The organism is Chryseobacterium culicis, from assembly GCF_900108365.1.
Lineage (GTDB): Bacteria > Bacteroidota > Bacteroidia > Flavobacteriales > Weeksellaceae > Chryseobacterium > Chryseobacterium culicis.
In genome coordinates this window covers 537128-556890 of record NZ_FNWQ01000002.1, presented here as the reverse complement: position 1 = coordinate 556890, position 19763 = coordinate 537128, and the positions used below count along the sequence as shown (strand labels likewise).

The window sequence follows — 19763 nt, the reverse complement described above, 5'->3', positions numbered from 1 at the left end:
ATATGAAAAAACAATTAACGCTGATTGGAATGCTCCTTATTTCGGGTATTTCTTTCGCACAGACTGACCGTCTTTGGTCCGAAGGTTCCAGAAAAACTTCATCAGAGATCTTTGAAAACAAAACCGGCATCAGCAATCCAAAGGTATACCACCTTGACATCAACGGATTGAAAAACGTTCTGGCAAAAGCTCCCAAAAGACTGGCCGCAGGCGAAAAATCTGAAATCATTATTTCTTTTCCGAATTCTGAAGGCAGAATGGAAAACTTTAAAGTGAGAGAAAATTCCAATTTTGCTCCCGAGCTGGCAGCAAAATATCCGGACATCAAATCCTATGTAGGACAAGGCCTGGATGATCCTAATTCCACAGTCTATTTCAGTGTCTCTCCACTAGGACTGTCATCCATGGAAATTTACGGTGATAAATCTGCAGTTTTCATAGAACCCTACACTAAAGATCTTTCTTCTTATGTAGTATACAGAAAATCTGACAAAAAAGATGATCTTAACAAGTTTGAATGTACAGTAGTAGATGCTGCACAGAAAGGAGTTTCCAATTCTGCTCTTGCTGCAAGACCTAACGCTGATGATGCCAAACTAAGAACATTCAGACTGGCATTGTCATGTACCGGAGAATATACCGCTTATTTCGGAGGGACAAAAGCTCAGGCTTTAGCCGCAATGAATACTACGATGACCCGTGTAAATGGCGTTTTTGAAAAAGATTTCGCCGCCAGAATGGTGCTGATTGCCAACAATGACGCCGTTATCTACACCAATGCATCCACAGATCCTTACTCCGCAGCTTCAGGAATGAGCAGCTGGAATTCACAGTTACAAAGCACTTTAACTTCGGTAATCGGTGAGGCTAATTATGACATCGGACATTTGTTCGGAGCTTCAGGAGGTGGTGGAAACGCAGGATGTATCGGCTGTATCTGTACAAACGGGTCAAAAGGAAGCGGATACACCTCTCCCGCAGACGCTATCCCGTCCGGAGATAATTTCGACATTGACTATGTAGCTCACGAGATGGGCCATCAATTCGGAGGAAACCACACCTTCTCCATGAATAATGAAGGAACCGGCGTTAATATGGAGCCAGGATCAGGATCCACAATCATGGGTTATGCAGGAATTACCAGCCAGGATATCCAGCCGCACTCTGACGCTTTCTTCCACGCGATAAGCATTCAGCAGATCACTAATAATATTAAAGCTAAAACCTGCTCCGTAAACACCAATACAGGAAATTCAATTCCTACCGCGAATGCAGGCTTAGACTATACGATCCCAAAAGGAACTCCATTTGTACTTACAGGTACAGGAACAGATGCTGACGGAGATTCTCTAACCTACATCTGGGAACAAATGGACAATGCTTCTTCATCTCAGACAGGAGCAAGCTCCGCAGCAAGTGCTACAAAAGCTTCAGGACCTAACTTCAGATCATGGACACCCACCACTGCTCCTGTAAGATATTTCCCAAGGATGGCTTCTGTTTTAGCAGGCGCAACCACTACAGCAGGTTCTGAAATCACAGTAGAAGCACTTTCTTCCGTGGCAAGAACATTAAACTTCAGATTTACCGTTCGTGACAATAAAGCAGGGGGCTCAGGAAATAATTCTGACGATGCGGTAATTACTGTTAACGGTACTGCCGGACCCTTTACTATAACTTCACAGAATTCAGCAACTACCTATGCAGGAGGAAGTTCTCAAACCGTTACATGGAATGTGGCCGGAACTACCGCCAACGGTGTAAACGCTGCCAACGTAGACATTCTATGGTCAACAGACAACGGAAATACATGGACCACTCTACTGGCAGGAACTCCAAACGACGGCTCGCAGGCTGTAACAATTCCGAATTCTACAACAACTACAGGAAGACTCATGGTAAAAGGATCGAATCATATTTTCTTTGATGTGAACAATGCCAACATCTCTGTAAATGCAGGTTCAGGCACTCCGGACACCGTAGCTCCTACAGCACCTACCCTTGCTGCTTCGGGAACTACTGCTACCACAACCAATCTTTCATGGTCAGGCGCTACAGACAATGTTGGAGTTACGGGATATGACGTTTATCAAGGAGCTGCATTAATCGGATCCACAGCTTCCACTACCTACACTGTAACAGGACTTTCTCCGGCAACTGCATATTCTTTCTCTGTTAAAGCGAAAGATGCAGCAGGAAATGCTTCTGCTTCCAGCAATACCGTAAGCGTTACTACGCTTTCAGGAGGAACTGTTTCCTACTGTTCTTCTTCAGCATCCAACACTGCTGATGAAAGAATAGGAAATGTAACATTCGGATCTATTAATAACACATCTACAGGAACTGCAGGATACGAAAACTTCACTTCTATTTCCACCAATGTTACAAGAGGAAATACTTATACGATTTCTATCACTCCAACCTGGACTTCTACAAAATACAGCGAAGCATACGCTGTGTATATCGACTATAACGGAGATGGAGACTTTACTGACAGCGGGGAATTAGCATGGACAAAAGCAGGTTCTACAACAAGCCCGGTTACAGGCTCTATTACCATTCCATCTACAGCAACTGTTGGTTCTACAAGAATGAGAGTGATGATGAAGTACAGCTCAATTCCTACTTCTTCATGTGAAGCATTCACTTACGGACAGGTTGAAGATTATACCCTTACTATTGTTTCTTCAGGAAAAGGAGATCTTCAGAACACAAAAGACTTGATCACGGATGTTAAAGTTTATCCAAACCCTGTGAGAGATCAGCTTTATATATCAAATACAGCTTCAGAAGATTATAAAATCTTCGATATGGGTGGAAAACTAATCGATTCAGGAAAACTTCAGAGAGGCTCCGTGAATGTAAGCAGTCTCGTAAAAGGCGCTTATATGATTCAGATCGGAGAATCTACCAAGAGGTTTATTAAAAATTAATGAATAATAGACTTTTTAAAATTAAACGATGTGAAAACCTGTTCTGTTTAGAACAGGTTTTCTTTTTTATTAGATTTTATATAATATTTTTCACAATCTCCCCTTGTTCCAATAGCGGTACTGACAAAAAACATGAAATTAAAAATGCTTTCAGGGTATTTTTTTCATTATTTTTGCCAAAATACATTGACGTGAAAAAACAATTATTGATAACGGGAATGCTCGCATTATCGGGTATTTCTTTTGCACAGACTGATCACTTATGGACCTCCAGCGCCTCACGGGGATCTTCCCAGATTCTGGAAAACATGTCACGCGTTGAAAATCCCAGGCTTTATCATTTGAATTTAAACGGATTAAAAAATGTATTAGCAAAAGCCCCAAAAAGATCAACACAAAAATCTGAAATCGTGGTCTCTTTTCCCAATTCGCAAGGTAAAATGGAAAACTTCAGGGTAAAAGAAAATTCTAACTTTGAACCTGAGCTGGCTGTCAGATATCCGGACATCAAATCTTATGTAGGTGAAGGTATAAGAGACCCTGCTTCAAAGGTTTATTTCAGCATCTCTTCTTTAGGCCTGTCATCTATGGAAATCCACCATGATAAATCTGCTGTTTTTATCCAGCCTTATACCAAAGACCTTTCCACCTATATCATTTATAAAAAGAGTGACAGCAAAGACAATTTAAATAAGCTTGAATGCAGAGTTTTAGATGTCGCTCAAAAAGGAAGCCCCAATATCATAAGCCATAAAAATGCAGATGATGGGATGCTGAGAACATTCAGGCTCGCCCTTTCATGCACAGGAGAATATGCCTCTTATTTTGGCGGAACGAAAGCCCAGGCTTTAGCAGCGATGAACAATACAATGACCCGCGTTAATGGTATTTTTGAAAATGATTTTGCAGCAAGAATGTTGCTGATCGCTAATAATGATACACTTATCTACACGGATGCTGCCACAGACCCCTATTCTCCTTCGTCAGAGATGAATAAATGGAATCTGGAACTTATGAATAATCTGAGTTCTTCCATTGGCAATGATAATTTTGACATAGGACACCTTTTCGGAAGAGACGGCGGCGGCGGTAATGCAGGATGCATCGGATGTATTTGTGATAATGACATGTCAACCTATGAAGATCAGGGCACCACCTATCCCAGCAGTTATAAAGGAAGCGGATATACATCACCTGCCAACGGTAATCCTTCGGGGGATACTTTTGATATTGATTTTGTAGCCCATGAAATGGGACATCAGTTCGGTGGCAACCACACCTGGTCCTATGAGCCTCAACCCGGATTGCAGCCTGTAGAACCAGGTTCAGGATCAACCATTATGGGATATGCAGGTATTACGAACTATGATGTTCAGAACAATTCTGATCCCTTTTTTCATGCTTTGAGCATTGAACAAATTACCAATAATCTCAAAACAAAAACCTGTTCCGTAAATACACCTACCGGAAATGCCTTGCCTACAGCAGACGCAGGATCTGATTACACGATTCCTAAAAGCACTCCTTTTATGCTAACCGGGTCCGGAAGTGATGCAGATGGCGATCCGCTTACTTACATATGGGAACAAATGGATAAAGGAACTTCCTCTGAAACGGGCGCTGACTCAGCAGCAAAAGATACAAAAATGGCAGGCCCGATATTCAGATCATGGAAACCCTCAGATTCTCCGGTACGATATTTCCCCATAATGTCTTCTGTTTTAGCAGGTTCTCTCAAAACAGCAGGCGCAGAAATAGACGTTGAAGCTCTTCCATCTGTAGCCAGAACTTTAAATTTCAGATTCACTGTTCGTGATAACAAGACCGGAGGAAGTGGAAATAACTCTGATGATACTAAAATAACGGTTAACCCTGCTGCCGGACCGTTTACGATCACCTCACAAAACATTGCCGTCTCGTATGTTCAGGGAAGCTCACAAACCATCACATGGGATGTGGCAGGAACCACAGCAAATGGTATCAATACAGCTCATGTAGACATTCTGTGGTCAGCAGATAACGGCAATACCTGGACAGCATTAGTGGCCGGAGTTCCTAATAATGGCTCACATACTGTCACAATCCCTGATACATTAACAGATTCCGGAAGAATTATGGTAAAAGGAAGCAATCATATTTTCTTTGACATCAATAATGCCAATATTTCTGTAAAAACTTCTGATGATACTCTTACAGACGGAAATTCATCATCTACAGAAATCAAGCTGTATCCTAATCCCGTAAAAAGCATTCTAACTCTCACCCATACCAGCAATGAGGAATATAAAATCTACGACATGTCCGGAAGACTGGTAAGCACAGGAAATCTGCAAACAGGAACCGTGAATGTCAACAAACTGACCAATGGAACCTACGTTATCCAAATTGGAGGATTTACAAAACAATTTATTAAAAAATAAATACAACATAATAAATAAGAAAGCTGTTCATTTGGACAGCTTTTTTTATTAGAAAACGAAAAATGTAAACAAAAAAAAAGGCCTCAATAAATACAAATAATCACATCATAATGTTTTATTGAAATAAAATATTTAATAATTGAGTTTTTTAATTTAAATTTATCGCATAACAATATTGTATTGTACCGTTTATTCAGATTGTATGAAAGGGAGCTTCAGACCATTTTTTTAACGTCTGATGCAGCTGCTTCTTTTGAATCTATTTCGTATAAATAGTTATTTCAATCATATACTGTAAGAAAAGTGTACTAATACACCCTGCCCTGCCTTGGGCATTTCTGATTTTGATTGAAAACGTCAATACTGCTCCAATCAGTATTTCACCCAGGATTTTATAATAATGTTTCAAAAAGGTAATCCCTTTGATCTCACAATAATTTTAAAATAATTTAAAATTTTTTATATGAAACATTTATTTAAGTACATTTTCTTTTTAACCGTTACCTCCTTTTCGGTGGCCTGTAGCTCGGACAATGATGATGTGATGGATGTCAACCCTGAAGTTACCACTGTATTTTATAAAAACGCAGATGAGCTGGCAGCCACGTATGACAACAATAATTCAGTAAGCCAGGCTGTAAGAAACCAGGCGTTCGATTTGTACAAAAGAGGAAAATGGAGTGAATTGGAATCACTTTTTAAGGCTAATGGATTAAACGGCGGATGGCCGCCGGCCAACGGAGGCTACAATATCGTTGATGATGTTTCCTTACAGGTTGGGCAGAAGTTTGACAGGTACAGCGGTGCTGTCGGTACTTACAACGGCACAGGAGTTCCTACTTTAGGCGGAAGCTTTACCAGTCCGATCATCAATGGATACGTATACACTTTTACCCAAAGAGCTCTAAATCAGGCTGAAGACAAATACGATTTCTATTACGAAATTGATGTACTGAATAACTCCATGCAGTTTAAAACCCAGACAGCAGACATTATTCCATGGTTTAATCAGGCAGGAAAAGGAAAACAGACGATGTGGAAAATCCCTGTGGACATCAATACAGGATATCAGAAAACATGGAATAAACTGGCAGAGGAAGGTTACGTGAAAATTACCATTAAGAGAAGTCCAAGCGGAAAATATCCTAACTTAGCAGGCACGGTCATTCAGCCATAAATCCATTCAAATGTATTCACTATCAGAAAAAATAAACATTAAAGAAAAAGCTCCTGTTGAGAAAAGCACTTTCATCAATGATGAAGCTCTTCCCTCAGCGAAAACAACTTTTAGCTGCTGTAATTGCGGGCACCAAAACATACTTCAGATAGCTCCTTACGAATCAGGCTTTCCCATCGTTCAGCTATACCATGAAAATAAGGTATTATCTAAAGATGAATTATTGCAACACGGAATCGCCAACGGAACTTCTCAGAGCATGTTTCATTTCGGTGAGCTGACCGTTAATAACATGCCCACTTTGTATTTTGGTACAGACTGCTCTTCCTGTCATTCAAAATACCTATGTGTATTCAGCTACGGTGAAAAACAACCGGGATTAATGATATTAAATATCTCCGGCGTCTGGAAATATGAAAAATTAAAATAATTCAGTAGAAAATACCTTCAAATTACAACCACAATTTTCACAGTTGTGGTTTTTTGATTAAACTTTGCCACTGGTCTGACAGATATTTTTTGCTAAAGATATGCTGTATTCAATTTTATTCAAACCTTTTTATCCGGCGTTTATCCATAGATTTTCTGGTGTACATTTCACATTTTAGAAATCCTTTTCTATCTTTGTGGGAAATAAAAAAATTCATGGATAAAATTGATAGTCTGAACCAAGTAGCAGAATTCCATACTACTTTCAAAGCCCCTATTTTAGATACCCCACAAATTCCTTCTCCGGAAAGATGCAATCTGAGAGTAGAACTTTTACAGGAAGAATTAAACGAACTGAAGCAGGCCATTGCAGATAACAATATTGTGGAAATTGCTGATGCTTTGTGTGATCTTCAGTATGTTTTAAGTGGTGCTGTGCTTGAATTCGGACTTGGCAGCAAATTTGTAGAGCTATTCAACGAAGTTCAGCGCTCCAATATGTCGAAAGCATGCGATAATGAAGAACAGGCAAAAGAAACTGTTGAATTTTATAAAGAAAAGGAAGTAGACTCTTTCTATGAAAAGTCTGGAGAAAAATTCAATGTGTACAGACAGGCAGATCATAAAGTATTGAAAAACAAATACTACTCACCTGCTGATTTAAAAACAATTATTGAAAAATAGAATATGAAAAAATTTATTACCAATATCGTTGTCTTTTCAAGCTTATTTTTAGCGGCACAACAGCTTAGTGCGCAAAAAGTAGTGGTTAACCGTGAGGTTGATACCCAGAAAGATGGCAAAATGCTTTTAGGAAACCAATTAAAAGAACAGTTTCTGAAAGCTCCTTATGCAGATTGGTATGTAAAAGAGCATGACGAGTATGTTCTTGACAAACAAGCAGTAAGTGAGCTGAAAAAAGGAAAAATCGGGAGTTATGATATCATTGTTTTTATGGGAACTTGGTGTGAAGACAGCCACAGAGATTTTCCCAGATTAATGAAAATACTGGAAGACGTTAATTATCCTGAAAGCAAACTCACCATCATTGCTGTAAACCGCAAGAAAGAATCTCCTGCAGGTGATGAAAGTCTTTACAATATTCAAAAAGTTCCTACCATTATCCTGAAAAGATATGGAAAAGAAGTTGGGAGAATTATAGAAATGCCTACCACCGGATATATTGAAAGAGATTTAGTTCAGATTTTGAAAAAGAACGATACATCTGTCATTAAAGAAATTTTTAAATAGATTTTGAGAAATTACAAAACCATATTATCCTTTATTGCTGGTGCCGGCGCAATGGTACTGGTATTTTTTGGTCTTAAATCCTGTCTGAATTCCGGAAATAAAACTGAAAAGTCGGATTATTATATCCTCACCAATCAGATTTCCAAGATGAACAAGATGGTGGTTATGGAACAGAATACTTCCAGTATGCAAAAGACCAAAATGGGTTATGAAGTTTTTGGGAAAGAAATTTCCAGCAACAGCATTATTACTTATACCAAGACCAATGCTCAGGTTTCTTATGATCTTAACAAAATGAAGATCGAAGTAGATTCCATCAACAAAAAACTCATTATTACCGAACTTCCCGATGCTGAAATAAGAATTACTCCGAGCGTTGAAATTCAATCTCTGGATGATTCTTTCATTAACAGAATTTCGGAAAAAGACATCAAAAGTGTCACTCAGAAAGCTAAGGAAACAGCAGAAAAATCAATTGATCAGAATCAGTTGAGAACGGAAGGCCGTAAGCAGCTGATGGAAAACCTGAATAATGTTTTCGTTTTAGCCAAAGCTTTAAATTACGAAATAGAGGATAAAACCGGGAAAATTGGTATTTTGGGTCTTTAAGAAGAATAAAACTTTATCAGTTCGCGATTTTGGCAAACACTTTGAATGATATTATCATATTAACACATAATATTGAAAATTCAAAGTCATGGATAAAAAAGGAAACACTACCAAGAAAGAATCTGCCAATGCTGCAGAAACCCAAAAGCAAAATCAGGATTTCCAGGATATTCCTGCCTCTTCGAAAAAGACCAATCCGCCCGATATTGATAAAGAAGATGTGCAGAAATCTTCTAAAAATAAATCAGGAAAAACGGATAATACAAAATAGTGAAAGCTGTGAGGGCTCAATATAATTTTAAAAGAAAACGAAAAATTCCGTCTCATATGAGGCGGAACTTTTCTTTCTAACTATCTAAATGAACTTTTTTTATACAATGGTTGATTTTCCGATCTTGATATTTTCAAAATTATAATAAGACTTCTCGGAATATCTGATATGGTCTGCAATAAAGCTTCCCACTTCACTTGTTGAGTAATATTGTTTGGTGTTAAGATCAACCGTTACATACTTGTTTTCAATAGCGTGTTCTACAGATTGTCTCAATTTATCTGCTGCAGCTTTGAGATTAAGATGATCCAGCATCATAGCGACACTTAAAATAGACGCTACAGGATTTGCAATTCCTTTTCCCTTTGCCTGCGGATAGGATCCATGAATAGGCTCAAACAAAGCATTTTTCTCTCCTACTGAAGCAGATGGGAGCAACCCGATAGAACCCCCTATTACGCTGGCTTCATCTGAAATAATGTCACCAAACATATTTTCAGTCAAAATAACGTCAAAATGCTTCGGATTAAGAATCAGCTGCATGGCAGCATTATCTACAAACATGTAATCCAGCTGTACGTCAGGATATTCCGGTGCAATTTCCTGGCATATCTTTCTCCACAATCTTGAAGTATCCAAAACATTGGCTTTATCAATAAGCGTAAGCTTTTTCTTTCTTTTCTGAGCTTCCTGAAATGCCATATGCGCAATCGGAATAATATCTTCACGGCTGTATTTGCAGATATCATAGGCATAAGCACCTTCAGGATCTGTAAATTTTTCACCAAAATAGATTCCACTCACCAGCTCTCTGAAAATCTGAATATCAGCCCCTTCAATAATTTCTCTTTTCAAAGGACTTTTATCAATCAGAGATGCGTACGTTTTTAATGGACGGATATTAGCAAACAAACCTAATTCCTTGCGAAGTTTCAGTAATCCCTGTTCAGGTCTCACTTTCGCTTCGGGATTGTTATCAAAAGACGGATCACCAATAGCGCCGAAAAGCACCGCATCAGATTCTTTACAAATTTTCAATGTCTCATCAGGCAGTGGATTTCCTGTTTTAAAAATAGCATCTGCACCTATTAACCCATACTCAAAGTGAAATTTGCATTGAAAAGCTTCTGCAATAACATCTAATATTTTAATGCTTTCACTGATGATTTCCGGGCCTATCCCATCTCCGGGAAGAACCGCGATTTTAAAATAATTGTCGCTCATTTGCTTTTTGTGTTTTTAATTCAAATTCTTTGATCGTCTGCTTTCTGCTGATTAAAAAATCAATATCGTCATAACCGTTTAGCAGGCATATTTTTTTATAAGAATCAATTTCAAAGGTTTCAGTGGTGTCTTTAAAGCTGATGGACTGCAGCTCTACATCAATGGAGATTTCATTATCCGGATTTTCATTAATCCCTTCCAAGATTTCTTTTAAAAATTCTTCGGAGACTTTTACGGGAAGAAGTCCGTTATTCAGGGCATTTCCTTTGAAGATATCTGCGAAATAGCTGGAAACAATTACTTTAAACCCATAATCTGTCAAAGACCAGGCTGCGTGTTCACGGCTGCTTCCACAGCCGAAGTTATTTCCTGCAACCAGAATCTCACCGCCGAACTTTGGATTGTTTAAAACAAAATCAGGATTGGGCTCTCCTGTATGGATATTGAACCTCCAGTCTCTGAACAGGTTTTCTCCAAAACCTTTTCTGTCTATACTTTTCAGGAATCTCGCCGGAATAATCTGGTCTGTATCTATATTTTCTGCCGGCAGTGGAACTGCGCGGGATTTTAAAACAACTAATTTTTGCATGTACTTTTAATCTGTTAGTTTACACTTTCAAAAGCTGAGATTTTACCTTCTATGGCTGCTTTTGCTGCAGTAAGCGGACTGGCAAGAATTGTTCTTGAACCCTGTCCCTGTCTGCCTTCAAAGTTTCTGTTGGAGGTGGAAACACAATATTCTCCTTCCGGAATTTTATCATCATTCATTGCGAGACATGCTGAACATCCCGGCTGACGGATCTGAAATCCTGCCTCACTGAATATTTTGTCCAAACCTTCCTCGTAAATTTGTTTTACAACCTGTTGGGATCCCGGAACGATGAGCGCTTTTACAGCTTCTGATTTGCTTTTTCCTTTAATATACTGAGCTGCAGAACGGAAGTCTTCTATTCTTGCATTAGTACAGCTTCCGATGAAAACATAGTTAACTTTGATGCTGTTAACTGCCTGACCGGCTTCCAGACCCATATACTGTAATGCTTTCTCTTCAGATTCGTTCTGAGGAGCAGGAATAACTTCACGGATGGAAATCCCCATTCCAGGATTAGTTCCGTAGGTAATCATGGGATAGATGTCTGATGCATCAAAGCTCAGCTCCTTATCAAAAACAGCTCCTTCGTCTGTTTTCAATGTTTTCCAATAGGCTAATTTTTCATTCCAGTCTTCTCCCTGTGGTGCAAATTTTCTTCCCTGTACGTATTCAAAAGTGGTTTCATCCGGAGCAATCATTCCTCCTCTGGCTCCCATTTCAATACTCATATTACATACCGTCATTCTTCCTTCCATCGACATTTCTTCAAACACATTCCCTGCATATTCACAGAAATATCCTGTTCCCCCGTCTGTCCCTATTTTTGAAATGATATAAAGAATAACATCTTTAGGCTGAACGTTTTCATTGAGTTTTCCGGTAACAGTAATTCTCATTGATTTTGGCTTGTTCAGTAACAAACACTGGCTCGCAAAAACCTGGGCTACCTGGCTGGTCCCGATTCCGAACGCAATAGATCCAAATGCTCCATGTGTAGAAGTATGGCTGTCACCGCAGACAATGCTCATTCCCGGCTGGGTGATTCCCAGTTCCGGAGCAATGATATGAACAATTCCCTGGTACTGATGTCCCAGTCCGAAAAGTTCAATATTATTTTTCTTACAGTTTTCTGTAAGCTGTTCTACCTGATTTCTTGAAAGCTCATCTCTGATGGGCTGCTCCTGATGCAATGTAGGAACATTATGATCTGCAGTGGCTACAATCTGTTCCGGTCTGAAGAGTTCCAGATTTCTGGATTCAAGCTCTGCAAAGGCCTGAGGGCTGGTTACCTCATGAATCAGATGTTTGTCTATGTAGATGATCTGAGGGCCGTCAGGAATGGTTTCTACCACGTGAGCGTCCCAAACTTTATCAAAAAGTGTCTTTTTATTGCTGTTCATTGTTTACTTTATCTTGATTTTATATCAAACCTATCCTATTTTTCTGCTGAAAGAATCCATCATCATACTCAGATCATCATTGCCAATTTCTTTTTTAAGGTCAGCAATTTTCAGGAATTCCTGATACAGATAATCAAGTTCATTTTTAGTAACTTCATATCCGATATGCTTAAAACGGTAGGCTAAGGCTGAGCGTCCGCTTCTGGCTGTAAGAACAATTGAAGAGGCATTTACTCCTACTTCTGCAGGATCAATGATTTCGTAAGTTTCTCTGTTTTTAATCACTCCATCCTGGTGAATCCCTGAACTGTGCGCGAAGGCATTTGCTCCTACAATAGCTTTGTTAGGCTGTACAGACATTCCCATGAGATCAGATACCATTGCACTCATTTCATTCAGCATCCTTGAATTGACATTGGTATGCAGATTCAGGTCTTTATGCTGCTTCAAAATCATAACCACTTCTTCTAAGGCTGTATTACCTGCCCTTTCTCCTAATCCGTTGATGGTACATTCAATCTGACGCGCTCCGTTGATCGCTCCAGCGATAGAATTAGCAGTAGCCAGCCCGAGATCATTGTGGCAGTGGCATGAAAGCACTGCTTTTTCAATCCCTTTTACATTTTCTTTCAGGTATTTTATTTTCTGACCATACTCTTCCGGAAGGCAATATCCTGTGGTATCGGGAATGTTCAGAACCGTTGCGCCTGCTTTAATAACCGCCTCACAAACTCTTGCAAGATATTCGTTATCCGTTCTTCCTGCATCTTCAGCATAAAATTCTACGTCTTCCACATAGGTTTTTGCGTATCTTACGGCATCTGCCGCTCTTTCGATAATATCTTCTCTGGTTGAGTTGAATTTGTATTTGATATGAGAATCCGAAGTCCCGATTCCCGTGTGGATTCTTGGTTTTCTTGCCAACTTCAGGGCTTCTGCTGCAACATCAATATCTTTTTTGTTCGCCCTTGTGAGTCCGCACACCTTTGCATTTTTCACCAGTTTTGAAATTTCCGAAACCGATTCAAAATCTCCAGGACTGGAAATTGGAAATCCGGCTTCGATAACATCAATTCCCAGAGCATCCAGCCTTTCCGCAATAATGAGCTTCTGTTCCGTATTCAGTTTACAACCCGGAACCTGCTCCCCATCTCTCAGTGTGGTATCAAAAATTTCAATTTTCTCAGAACTCATAAATGAAGTTTTTTATTTAATTTTGGTTCAAAACTACAGCTTGCAATATTTTTCCATTTTCGCTTTTTTTGAAAATTACAATATTCAACAGTTGAAAAAATGACCATATTAATCTATTAATCAATGTTTTAATTTTTAAAAATTTACAATGGCAGAATTGCAGAAAGATTTTTTGTTTGTATTGGTAAAGTCATTGACCACCTCTGAAAAACGACAATTTAAGTTGTATGTAAACCGTCTCGGGATTAACGTAGATGCTAAATTTCTATTGCTGTTTTCCGAAATGGACAAGATGAAGGAATATGATGAAAGCATTATTATTGAGAAAAAAATTTCTACCAAACAGCAGCTTTCTAACCTTAAGGCTCATCTTTATAAGCAGATTCTGGTAAGTCTGCGCATGAACCCGAGTCATCAAAATTACAGGATCCAGCTTCGTGAACAGTTGGATTTCGCGAATATTCTTTATCAGAAAGGGCTTTATAAGCAAGCTTTAAAAATACTGGACAAGACCAAGCAAACTGCACTGGAACTGGATGAAAAAAGTATTGCTTCTGAAATTATAGATCTCGAGAAAGTAATTGAATCACAATTCATTACCCGAAGTATTGAAGGCCGTGCGGAAGAACTTATCAAACAGTCTCAGGAGATCAGCAAACAGAACCGTTACACCACGAAATTATCCAATCTTTCGCTGAAATTATACAGTGAAATGCTTACCCACGGTTATGTAAAGAATGATGCAGACCGACAGGAGGTTCTCGATTTTTTTAATGCCCAGATTAAAAACATCAACCCTGAAAAGCTGAACTTCACAGAAAAGCTTTGGTACTATAAAGCTCATGTATGGAAAAACCAGCTTTTACAGGACTACAAATACACCTTGAAATATGCTTATCAGTGGGTAGATCTTTTTCATAAAAAACCGGAAATGATCTACAGCCATCCGGTTTGGTACATTAAAGGGAATACCTATCTGTTAAAAATTCTTTTTCTGTACGGGAATATTGATATTCTGGAAGAGCATTTTGAGAATTTCAATAAAATGGTACATGCCGAGAATTTTGTACAGAACGAGAACCTTCAATCTTTAATTTTCCTTACCCAGTATAATACATTGATGAATATTCACTTTGTAAAAGGAGAATTCTTTACAGGAACCAAGCTTATTCCGGAAGTAGAGCTAAAAATGGAAAGACTCCGGGAACGAATTGATGAGCACCACTTTATGATTCTCTATCTTAAAATGGCCGCTATGTTTTTCGGCAGTAAGATGTTTGAAAAATCTATCGAGTATTCTATGAGAGTCATTGAGTCCAAAGGAAATGTTCAGGAAGACCTGCTTTTTCATACCAGAATTCTGATCTTAATGGCAAAATACGAGTCTGGAAATGATGAAGATTATGATGAATTTGTTACTTCAACTTTGAAATTTGCGAAGAAAATGAAAAAACCGGAAGAGTTCCACTTTGAGAGCATTCAGTTTTTTAAGGAACTTAATAATCAGGTATTGGATCAAAGACAGAAAGCATTTGAAAGCTTTGACAAAAAACTTGAAGAGTTTTCTCAAAACGAATATTACAGAAGGTCACTATTCTATATTGATATCCATGGCTGGATTAAATCTCAAGTCCAGAATGTGGATGTGATTGAGATTATCAAGCAGAAAGTGAAGTATAAAAGAAAGCATTAAATAAAATCACATAAACATTTATTTTATAGCATTTTATCATATTTTATTTCATGTAAAATAAAACATACAAATCTATTTTCTTTTAAATATAGTTTTACAGATTTAGTATTAACAGGTCGCTCCTCCGGAGCTCTAATTTTTTAAAAAATATGTCCCATTAACAATTAGGTCCTATTGGAGCTGGATTTGATCTCATCGGGATCTGCTGTTAGTAGAAAAATGAAGTGTCTTTAAAAGAAAGCTCCGGAGGAGCGACCTGTTAATTATGCTTTGATTTAATAAAACAAAAACAATTTATTTATATAGATTTTCTATAAAATTCAGTACATTTTTATGACTGATTTTCTCCATTAAATCTGATGAAAAACGCTTTTCAATTTCCTTATTGAGCGGCGGATATACAGATGCATTGGCATGTTCAGGAAAGAAAAAAGGATGACGCGAGGTGTCGGGATGATCTTTCCAGTAAAAATAATCTGCTCCATAGGCTAAACTATCTTCTCCGCCAAGATCCAATCCGTACTGAATGTGTTCATAGATTCTTTCGGGATTACTGTCATCAACATAATCCTTGATGAAATTAAGACCAATCAAACCTTTTCTGTTGATCACTTCCTTTGCCAGTTCATCAGGGAGATTTCTATTGTTTTTATAAACAGATCTGTAGTTAGAATGGCTTGCCAGAACAGGAATTGTGTAGTTTCTCTGGTCAATGTAATTGAAAATATCATAGGCCAGCTGATCACTTGTGTGTGCTAAATCAATGGCAATTTTCCGGCCTGCAATATAATCTATCAGTACTTTTCCGTCATCTTTTAAACCTGCTGTTGCATTATTTCCGCCTCCAAAACGGTTTTCAAGATGATGCGTAATACCGATATAGAAGACTTTTTCTACATTCTCAATAATTGTTTCCAGATTTTTGAATCCGGAATCCAGACTTTGACTTTCGTTACAGAATGCAGATGCATTCTCTATAGAAGCAAGAACTCCTATGCGGTTTTTATTGTCGGCAGCTTCATAATTGTCCTGATTAAAAAGAAAAAAGTTTTCATTTTTAATCAGATTTGAGAATAATTCACTTTGCTTTACACCATATACAGTGCTATCGGCTCCTGTTCCCGCATACATAGCCATAATCTGAAGCTTTACATTTCCGTCTTGCAGATAGGGCAGCGAGCAGCCAATTTCCCTGTCATCAAGTGTTGCATCAGATCTCAGCAAATAATATAACAAATCGCAGTGCAGATCAATATTTATAACATTCATTGTATTGTAATATTGGAATTTTTATTTTTTTATTTTATCAAGTTCATTATCAATAAATGACACTGAACTGTTTTCAAAGACCTGAAGCAGTTTGGGGATGAACTCTCCAAATGTTTTATATTTTTTTCTGTCAGAGTTATATTCTTTTATTTTTTCCTCCAAGAGTGGAAGAAAAATAAAATTATTTTTCAAATGATAGTCCTTAAGCCTTTCCAGCCTTTGATCATCTTTTTGAATTCTGGCAGTTTCAATCTCGCCCAGTCGTACCAAATGCTCAGCAACACAGGTCAGATAATCTCCGTATCCTCCGGTTTTGATCATCGTTTCCTTTAATTTTGACTTTTCAAATAAATCTTTAAACTTTGTAAGCTTATCTTTATGACGATTGACTTCTTTATTAACAAATGAATGTCCAAATTCATGAACACTCAGAAACCGTGCCTGAAACTGATGATCATAGCCGAATTCTCCAGGTTTCTGTACCCTTACAAAAGGACTTGCAATCTCATAAATATTCTGTTGTCCGGAGGGTAATATAACATGGGTGCCAATTCCTCTTCCTTCATTATCTTCAATGGGCCACATCATCATTGGGGAAATAATGATCGTATAGGAATTAAAACGTTCACCATAAAACTGTTCCATGGCTTTCGTAAATCCTTCAGGGATCTGTCTGCTGTATTCCGCTATTCCTCCTTTGTAGAAATTTTCATTATCTTTAAAAAACCGCCCGAGATCCTCCTTAATGTAGAATTTTGCAAGTTCTGAAAGATAATTTTTAATTAAATCTGTTGCTTCTCTATTTTGTTCTTTTGTAAGATGAGTGTTTTCAAAATGATAATCATTCATCCATTTCAGATCCGGAAATTCTTTATGATACATCAGAGGTTTCATGAGCACATCATTTCCGGATCCGTATTTTTCCATCAAAAGATCATTGAGTTTTGCTGTTTCAACAGCAATTTCAGAATTTTTCAAGTAGCTGTATTTCTCCAGTGCGTTCTTTACAACAGGCTGATATGCCGAACATTCTTTGATCTTATAAAGCTCAAAATCTTTATTATTTTTTCTGTGCTCTGCAGATAGGATTTCCGCCAGAAAATAAGTCTCGATATTTTTATTGTAAGTAACAGAAAATGTGGAAGAACCTGTTTGCGAAAAACCAAATGCTGTATTCAGTAAGGCAAAAACCACGACTAACTTTTTCATTTTAATATTAATTCTCATTCTAAATATAGGCTAATATAGTATTTTATCTAAAAATTCCGTATTTTTGCATCTTAAAATTTCTTAGTAAACAATGATAAAAATTACACTTCCAGACAATAGTGTCAAAGAATTCGAAGGAGCAGTGACTCCGCTAGATGTGGCAAAATCTATAAGCGAGGGATTGGCTAGAAACACCATTTCCGCAATTGTTAATGACAAACAAGTAGAAACAACCACACCTATAACCACGGATTCAACGGTACAGCTTTTGACCTGGAATGATGATCTCGGAAAGAAGGCTTTCTGGCACTCTTCTGCCCACCTTTTGGCGCAGGCAATCCTTGAGTTTTATCCTAATGCTAAGTTGACGATTGGTCCTGCCATTGAAAGCGGGTTCTACTATGATGTAGATTTCGGGGATGAAAGCTTATCTGAAAAAGATTTCGAAAAGATTGAAAAAAAGATCTTAGAAAACGCAAAGAAAGGTTCCACCTTCTCTCTTTACCCGGTTTCTAAAGAAGATGCTTTAAAAACATATGCAGACAACCCTTACAAAGTGGAACTGATCTCTAATCTTAATGATGGGGAAATCACTTTTGTAACACATGATAACTTTACAGATTTATGCCGCGGCGGTCACATTCCGAATACCGGAATCGTAAAGGCGGTTAAAATATTAAATGCAGCAGGAGCTTACTGGAGAGGAAATGAAAAAAATCCTCAGTTAACAAGAGTATACGGTATTTCTTTCCCTAAACAGAAAGACCTAACTGAATATCTTGAAAGGTTAGAAGAAGCTAAAAGAAGAGACCACAGAAAATTAGGTAAAGAGCTTGGAATTTTTGCATTCTCTGAAAAAGTAGGAGCCGGATTACCACTTTGGCTGCCAAAAGGAACTGCTTTAAGAAGAAAACTGGAGAATTTCCTTTCTGATGCTCAGAAAAAAGGAGGCTATGAGTTTGTAATGTCTCCGCACATCGGGGCAAAAGAATTATATGTAACTTCAGGACACTGGGATAAATATGGGGAAGACAGCTTCCAGCCGATCAAAACGCCGAATGAAGGAGAAGAATTCCTGCTGAAGCCGATGAACTGCCCTCACCACTGTGAAATTTACAAAACTTCACAATGGAGCTACAGGGATCTGCCTAAAAGATATGCAGAATTCGGAACAGTGTACAGATATGAGCAGAGTGGAGAGCTTCACGGATTAACAAGAGTTCGTGGATTTACTCAGGATGATGCCCACCTTTTCTGTACTCCGGATCAGCTTTCTGAAGAATTTGAAAAGGTAATTGACCTTACGCTTTATGTATTCAAATCTTTAGGTTTTGAAGACTTTGTGACTCAGGTATCATTAAGAGATCCAGAAAACAAACAAAAGTATATCGGTTCTGATGAAAACTGGGAAAAAGCAGAAAGTGCAATTATCAATGCAGCTCAGAAGAAAGGTTTAAAAACAGTAGTAGAATACGGAGAAGCAGCATTCTATGGTCCTAAGCTTGATTTCATGGTGAAGGATGCTTTAGGAAGAAAATGGCAGCTTGGAACCATTCAGGTAGATTATAACCTTCCGGAAAGATTTGATCTTCATTACATCGGAAACGACAATGAAAAGCACAGACCGGTGATGATCCACAGAGCACCATTTGGTTCTATGGAGCGCTTCATTGCTATCCTCCTGGAAAATACGGCTGGTGATTTCCCATTGTGGCTAAGCCCTGATCAGTTTATTATTCTACCGATCAGTGAAAAATATGTAGATTATTCAAAAAAAGTTTCACAATTTTTGGAAAATCACGATATTAGCGGTCAGATTGATGACAGAAACGAGAAGACAGGTAAAAAGATCCGTGATGCGGAATTGAATAAAATTCCTTTCATGCTTGTTGTAGGAGAAAATGAAGAAAAAGAAGGCACGATTTCTGTAAGAAGACGTGGTGAAGGAGATCTTGGAGTCATGAAGATGGAGGATTTTGTTGCTTACTTCAAAAAAGAAGCGGCAATCTAAATTTTAAATAAAAAGATTCAAAGAGTAAAGAATTAGTAAAATCTTCAATTTTAATATTTGAATCAATTAAATTAAGTAATT

Annotated in this window: 16 protein-coding genes; 10 read left to right on the top strand and 6 right to left on the bottom strand. The window is 38.1% G+C overall.

Going from position 1 to position 19763, the window contains the following annotated elements:
• The first annotated feature begins 2 nt into the window (after positions 1-2).
• From BLW74_RS08785 to BLW74_RS08750, 8 genes are all read left to right on the top strand, one after another.
• Positions 3-2933: a reprolysin-like metallopeptidase gene (locus BLW74_RS08785; RefSeq protein ID WP_089691824.1), complete on the top strand. Its 2931-nt coding sequence runs from the start codon at positions 3-5 to the stop codon at positions 2931-2933.
• A 191-nt stretch (positions 2934-3124) separates the two neighbouring features.
• Positions 3125-5353, top strand: a complete 2229-nt coding sequence (locus BLW74_RS08780) for a zinc-dependent metalloprotease (RefSeq protein ID WP_228424836.1) — start codon at positions 3125-3127, stop codon at positions 5351-5353.
• Positions 5354-5816: 463 nt separating this feature from the next.
• On the top strand, positions 5817-6530 hold the full coding sequence (locus tag BLW74_RS08775; RefSeq protein ID WP_089691819.1) for a glycohydrolase toxin TNT-related protein: 714 nt from the start codon (positions 5817-5819) through the stop codon (positions 6528-6530).
• A 10-nt stretch (positions 6531-6540) separates the two neighbouring features.
• Complete coding sequence (locus BLW74_RS08770; RefSeq protein ID WP_089691817.1) at positions 6541-6960, top strand: hypothetical protein; 420 nt, start codon at positions 6541-6543, stop codon at positions 6958-6960.
• 215 nt (positions 6961-7175) lie between these two features.
• On the top strand, positions 7176-7643 hold the full coding sequence (locus BLW74_RS08765; RefSeq protein WP_089691813.1) for a pyrophosphohydrolase domain-containing protein: 468 nt from the start codon (positions 7176-7178) through the stop codon (positions 7641-7643).
• Between the two features lie 3 nt (positions 7644-7646).
• Positions 7647-8210 carry a TlpA family protein disulfide reductase gene (locus tag BLW74_RS08760; protein ID WP_089691811.1) on the top strand — a complete coding sequence of 188 codons (564 nt, stop codon included), beginning with the start codon at positions 7647-7649 and terminating at the stop codon, positions 8208-8210.
• Between the two features lie 3 nt (positions 8211-8213).
• Entirely contained in the window at positions 8214-8819 is a 606-nt protein-coding gene (locus BLW74_RS08755) for a DUF4230 domain-containing protein (protein ID WP_089691808.1), read from the top strand.
• Positions 8820-8907: 88 nt separating this feature from the next.
• Positions 8908-9090 (top strand): hypothetical protein, encoded by a 183-nt coding sequence (locus BLW74_RS08750; RefSeq protein ID WP_089691805.1) that lies wholly within the window; start codon positions 8908-8910, stop codon positions 9088-9090.
• Positions 9091-9189: 99 nt separating this feature from the next.
• Here BLW74_RS08750 and leuB read toward each other — a convergent pair whose 3' ends face one another.
• From leuB to BLW74_RS08730, 4 genes are read right to left on the bottom strand one after another with little or no spacing between them, the layout of a single operon-like run.
• The gene (gene leuB / locus BLW74_RS08745; protein WP_089691802.1) at positions 9190-10314 is read right to left on the bottom strand and encodes a 3-isopropylmalate dehydrogenase; all 1125 of its coding nucleotides are present in this window, start codon (positions 10312-10314) and stop codon (positions 9190-9192) included.
• The gene (gene leuD / locus BLW74_RS08740; RefSeq protein ID WP_089691798.1) at positions 10295-10903 is read right to left on the bottom strand and encodes a 3-isopropylmalate dehydratase small subunit; all 609 of its coding nucleotides are present in this window, start codon (positions 10901-10903) and stop codon (positions 10295-10297) included. The genes leuB and leuD overlap by 20 nt, the downstream gene beginning before the upstream one ends.
• A gap of 14 nt (positions 10904-10917) precedes the next feature.
• Positions 10918-12306, bottom strand: coding sequence for a 3-isopropylmalate dehydratase large subunit (gene leuC / locus BLW74_RS08735; RefSeq protein WP_089691795.1), 1389 nt, complete (start codon positions 12304-12306; stop codon positions 10918-10920).
• Positions 12307-12336: 30 nt separating this feature from the next.
• Positions 12337-13500 carry a 2-isopropylmalate synthase gene (locus tag BLW74_RS08730; RefSeq protein WP_089691793.1) on the bottom strand — a complete coding sequence of 388 codons (1164 nt, stop codon included), beginning with the start codon at positions 13498-13500 and terminating at the stop codon, positions 12337-12339.
• 148 nt (positions 13501-13648) lie between these two features.
• Between BLW74_RS08730 and BLW74_RS08725 the strand changes: the two genes are divergently transcribed.
• The gene (locus BLW74_RS08725; protein ID WP_089691790.1) at positions 13649-15193 is read left to right on the top strand and encodes a hypothetical protein; all 1545 of its coding nucleotides are present in this window, start codon (positions 13649-13651) and stop codon (positions 15191-15193) included.
• A 294-nt stretch (positions 15194-15487) separates the two neighbouring features.
• Here the strand turns inward: BLW74_RS08725 and BLW74_RS08720 are convergent, their stop codons facing one another.
• Complete coding sequence (locus BLW74_RS08720) at positions 15488-16462, bottom strand: dipeptidase (protein ID WP_089691787.1); 975 nt, start codon at positions 16460-16462, stop codon at positions 15488-15490.
• Positions 16463-16483: 21 nt separating this feature from the next.
• Positions 16484-17671, bottom strand: a complete 1188-nt coding sequence (locus BLW74_RS08715; protein ID WP_167358400.1) for a DUF4932 domain-containing protein — start codon at positions 17669-17671, stop codon at positions 16484-16486.
• A 91-nt stretch (positions 17672-17762) separates the two neighbouring features.
• On the opposite strand from BLW74_RS08715, the gene thrS reads away from it, so the two are divergent.
• Positions 17763-19682, top strand: coding sequence for a threonine--tRNA ligase (gene thrS, locus BLW74_RS08710; protein WP_089691781.1), 1920 nt, complete (start codon positions 17763-17765; stop codon positions 19680-19682).
• The last annotated feature ends 81 nt before the right edge of the window (positions 19683-19763 follow it).

Coding starts and splice junctions, on each gene's coding strand:
- BLW74_RS08775 (WP_089691819.1), top strand. CDS start 5,817: ATGAAACATTTATTTAAGTACATTTTCTTTTTAACCGTTACCTCCTTT.
- leuB (WP_089691802.1), bottom strand. CDS start 10,314: ATGAGCGACAATTATTTTAAAATCGCGGTTCTTCCCGGAGATGGGATA.
- BLW74_RS08785 (WP_089691824.1), top strand. CDS start 3: ATGAAAAAACAATTAACGCTGATTGGAATGCTCCTTATTTCGGGTATT.
- BLW74_RS08770 (WP_089691817.1), top strand. CDS start 6,541: ATGTATTCACTATCAGAAAAAATAAACATTAAAGAAAAAGCTCCTGTT.
- leuD (WP_089691798.1), bottom strand. CDS start 10,903: ATGCAAAAATTAGTTGTTTTAAAATCCCGCGCAGTTCCACTGCCGGCA.
- BLW74_RS08720 (WP_089691787.1), bottom strand. CDS start 16,462: ATGAATGTTATAAATATTGATCTGCACTGCGATTTGTTATATTATTTG.
- BLW74_RS08760 (WP_089691811.1), top strand. CDS start 7,647: ATGAAAAAATTTATTACCAATATCGTTGTCTTTTCAAGCTTATTTTTA.
- thrS (WP_089691781.1), top strand. CDS start 17,763: ATGATAAAAATTACACTTCCAGACAATAGTGTCAAAGAATTCGAAGGA.
- BLW74_RS08725 (WP_089691790.1), top strand. CDS start 13,649: ATGGCAGAATTGCAGAAAGATTTTTTGTTTGTATTGGTAAAGTCATTG.
- BLW74_RS08750 (WP_089691805.1), top strand. CDS start 8,908: ATGGATAAAAAAGGAAACACTACCAAGAAAGAATCTGCCAATGCTGCA.
- BLW74_RS08730 (WP_089691793.1), bottom strand. CDS start 13,500: ATGAGTTCTGAGAAAATTGAAATTTTTGATACCACACTGAGAGATGGG.
- BLW74_RS08715 (WP_167358400.1), bottom strand. CDS start 17,671: ATGAAAAAGTTAGTCGTGGTTTTTGCCTTACTGAATACAGCATTTGGT.
- BLW74_RS08765 (WP_089691813.1), top strand. CDS start 7,176: ATGGATAAAATTGATAGTCTGAACCAAGTAGCAGAATTCCATACTACT.
- leuC (WP_089691795.1), bottom strand. CDS start 12,306: ATGAACAGCAATAAAAAGACACTTTTTGATAAAGTTTGGGACGCTCAC.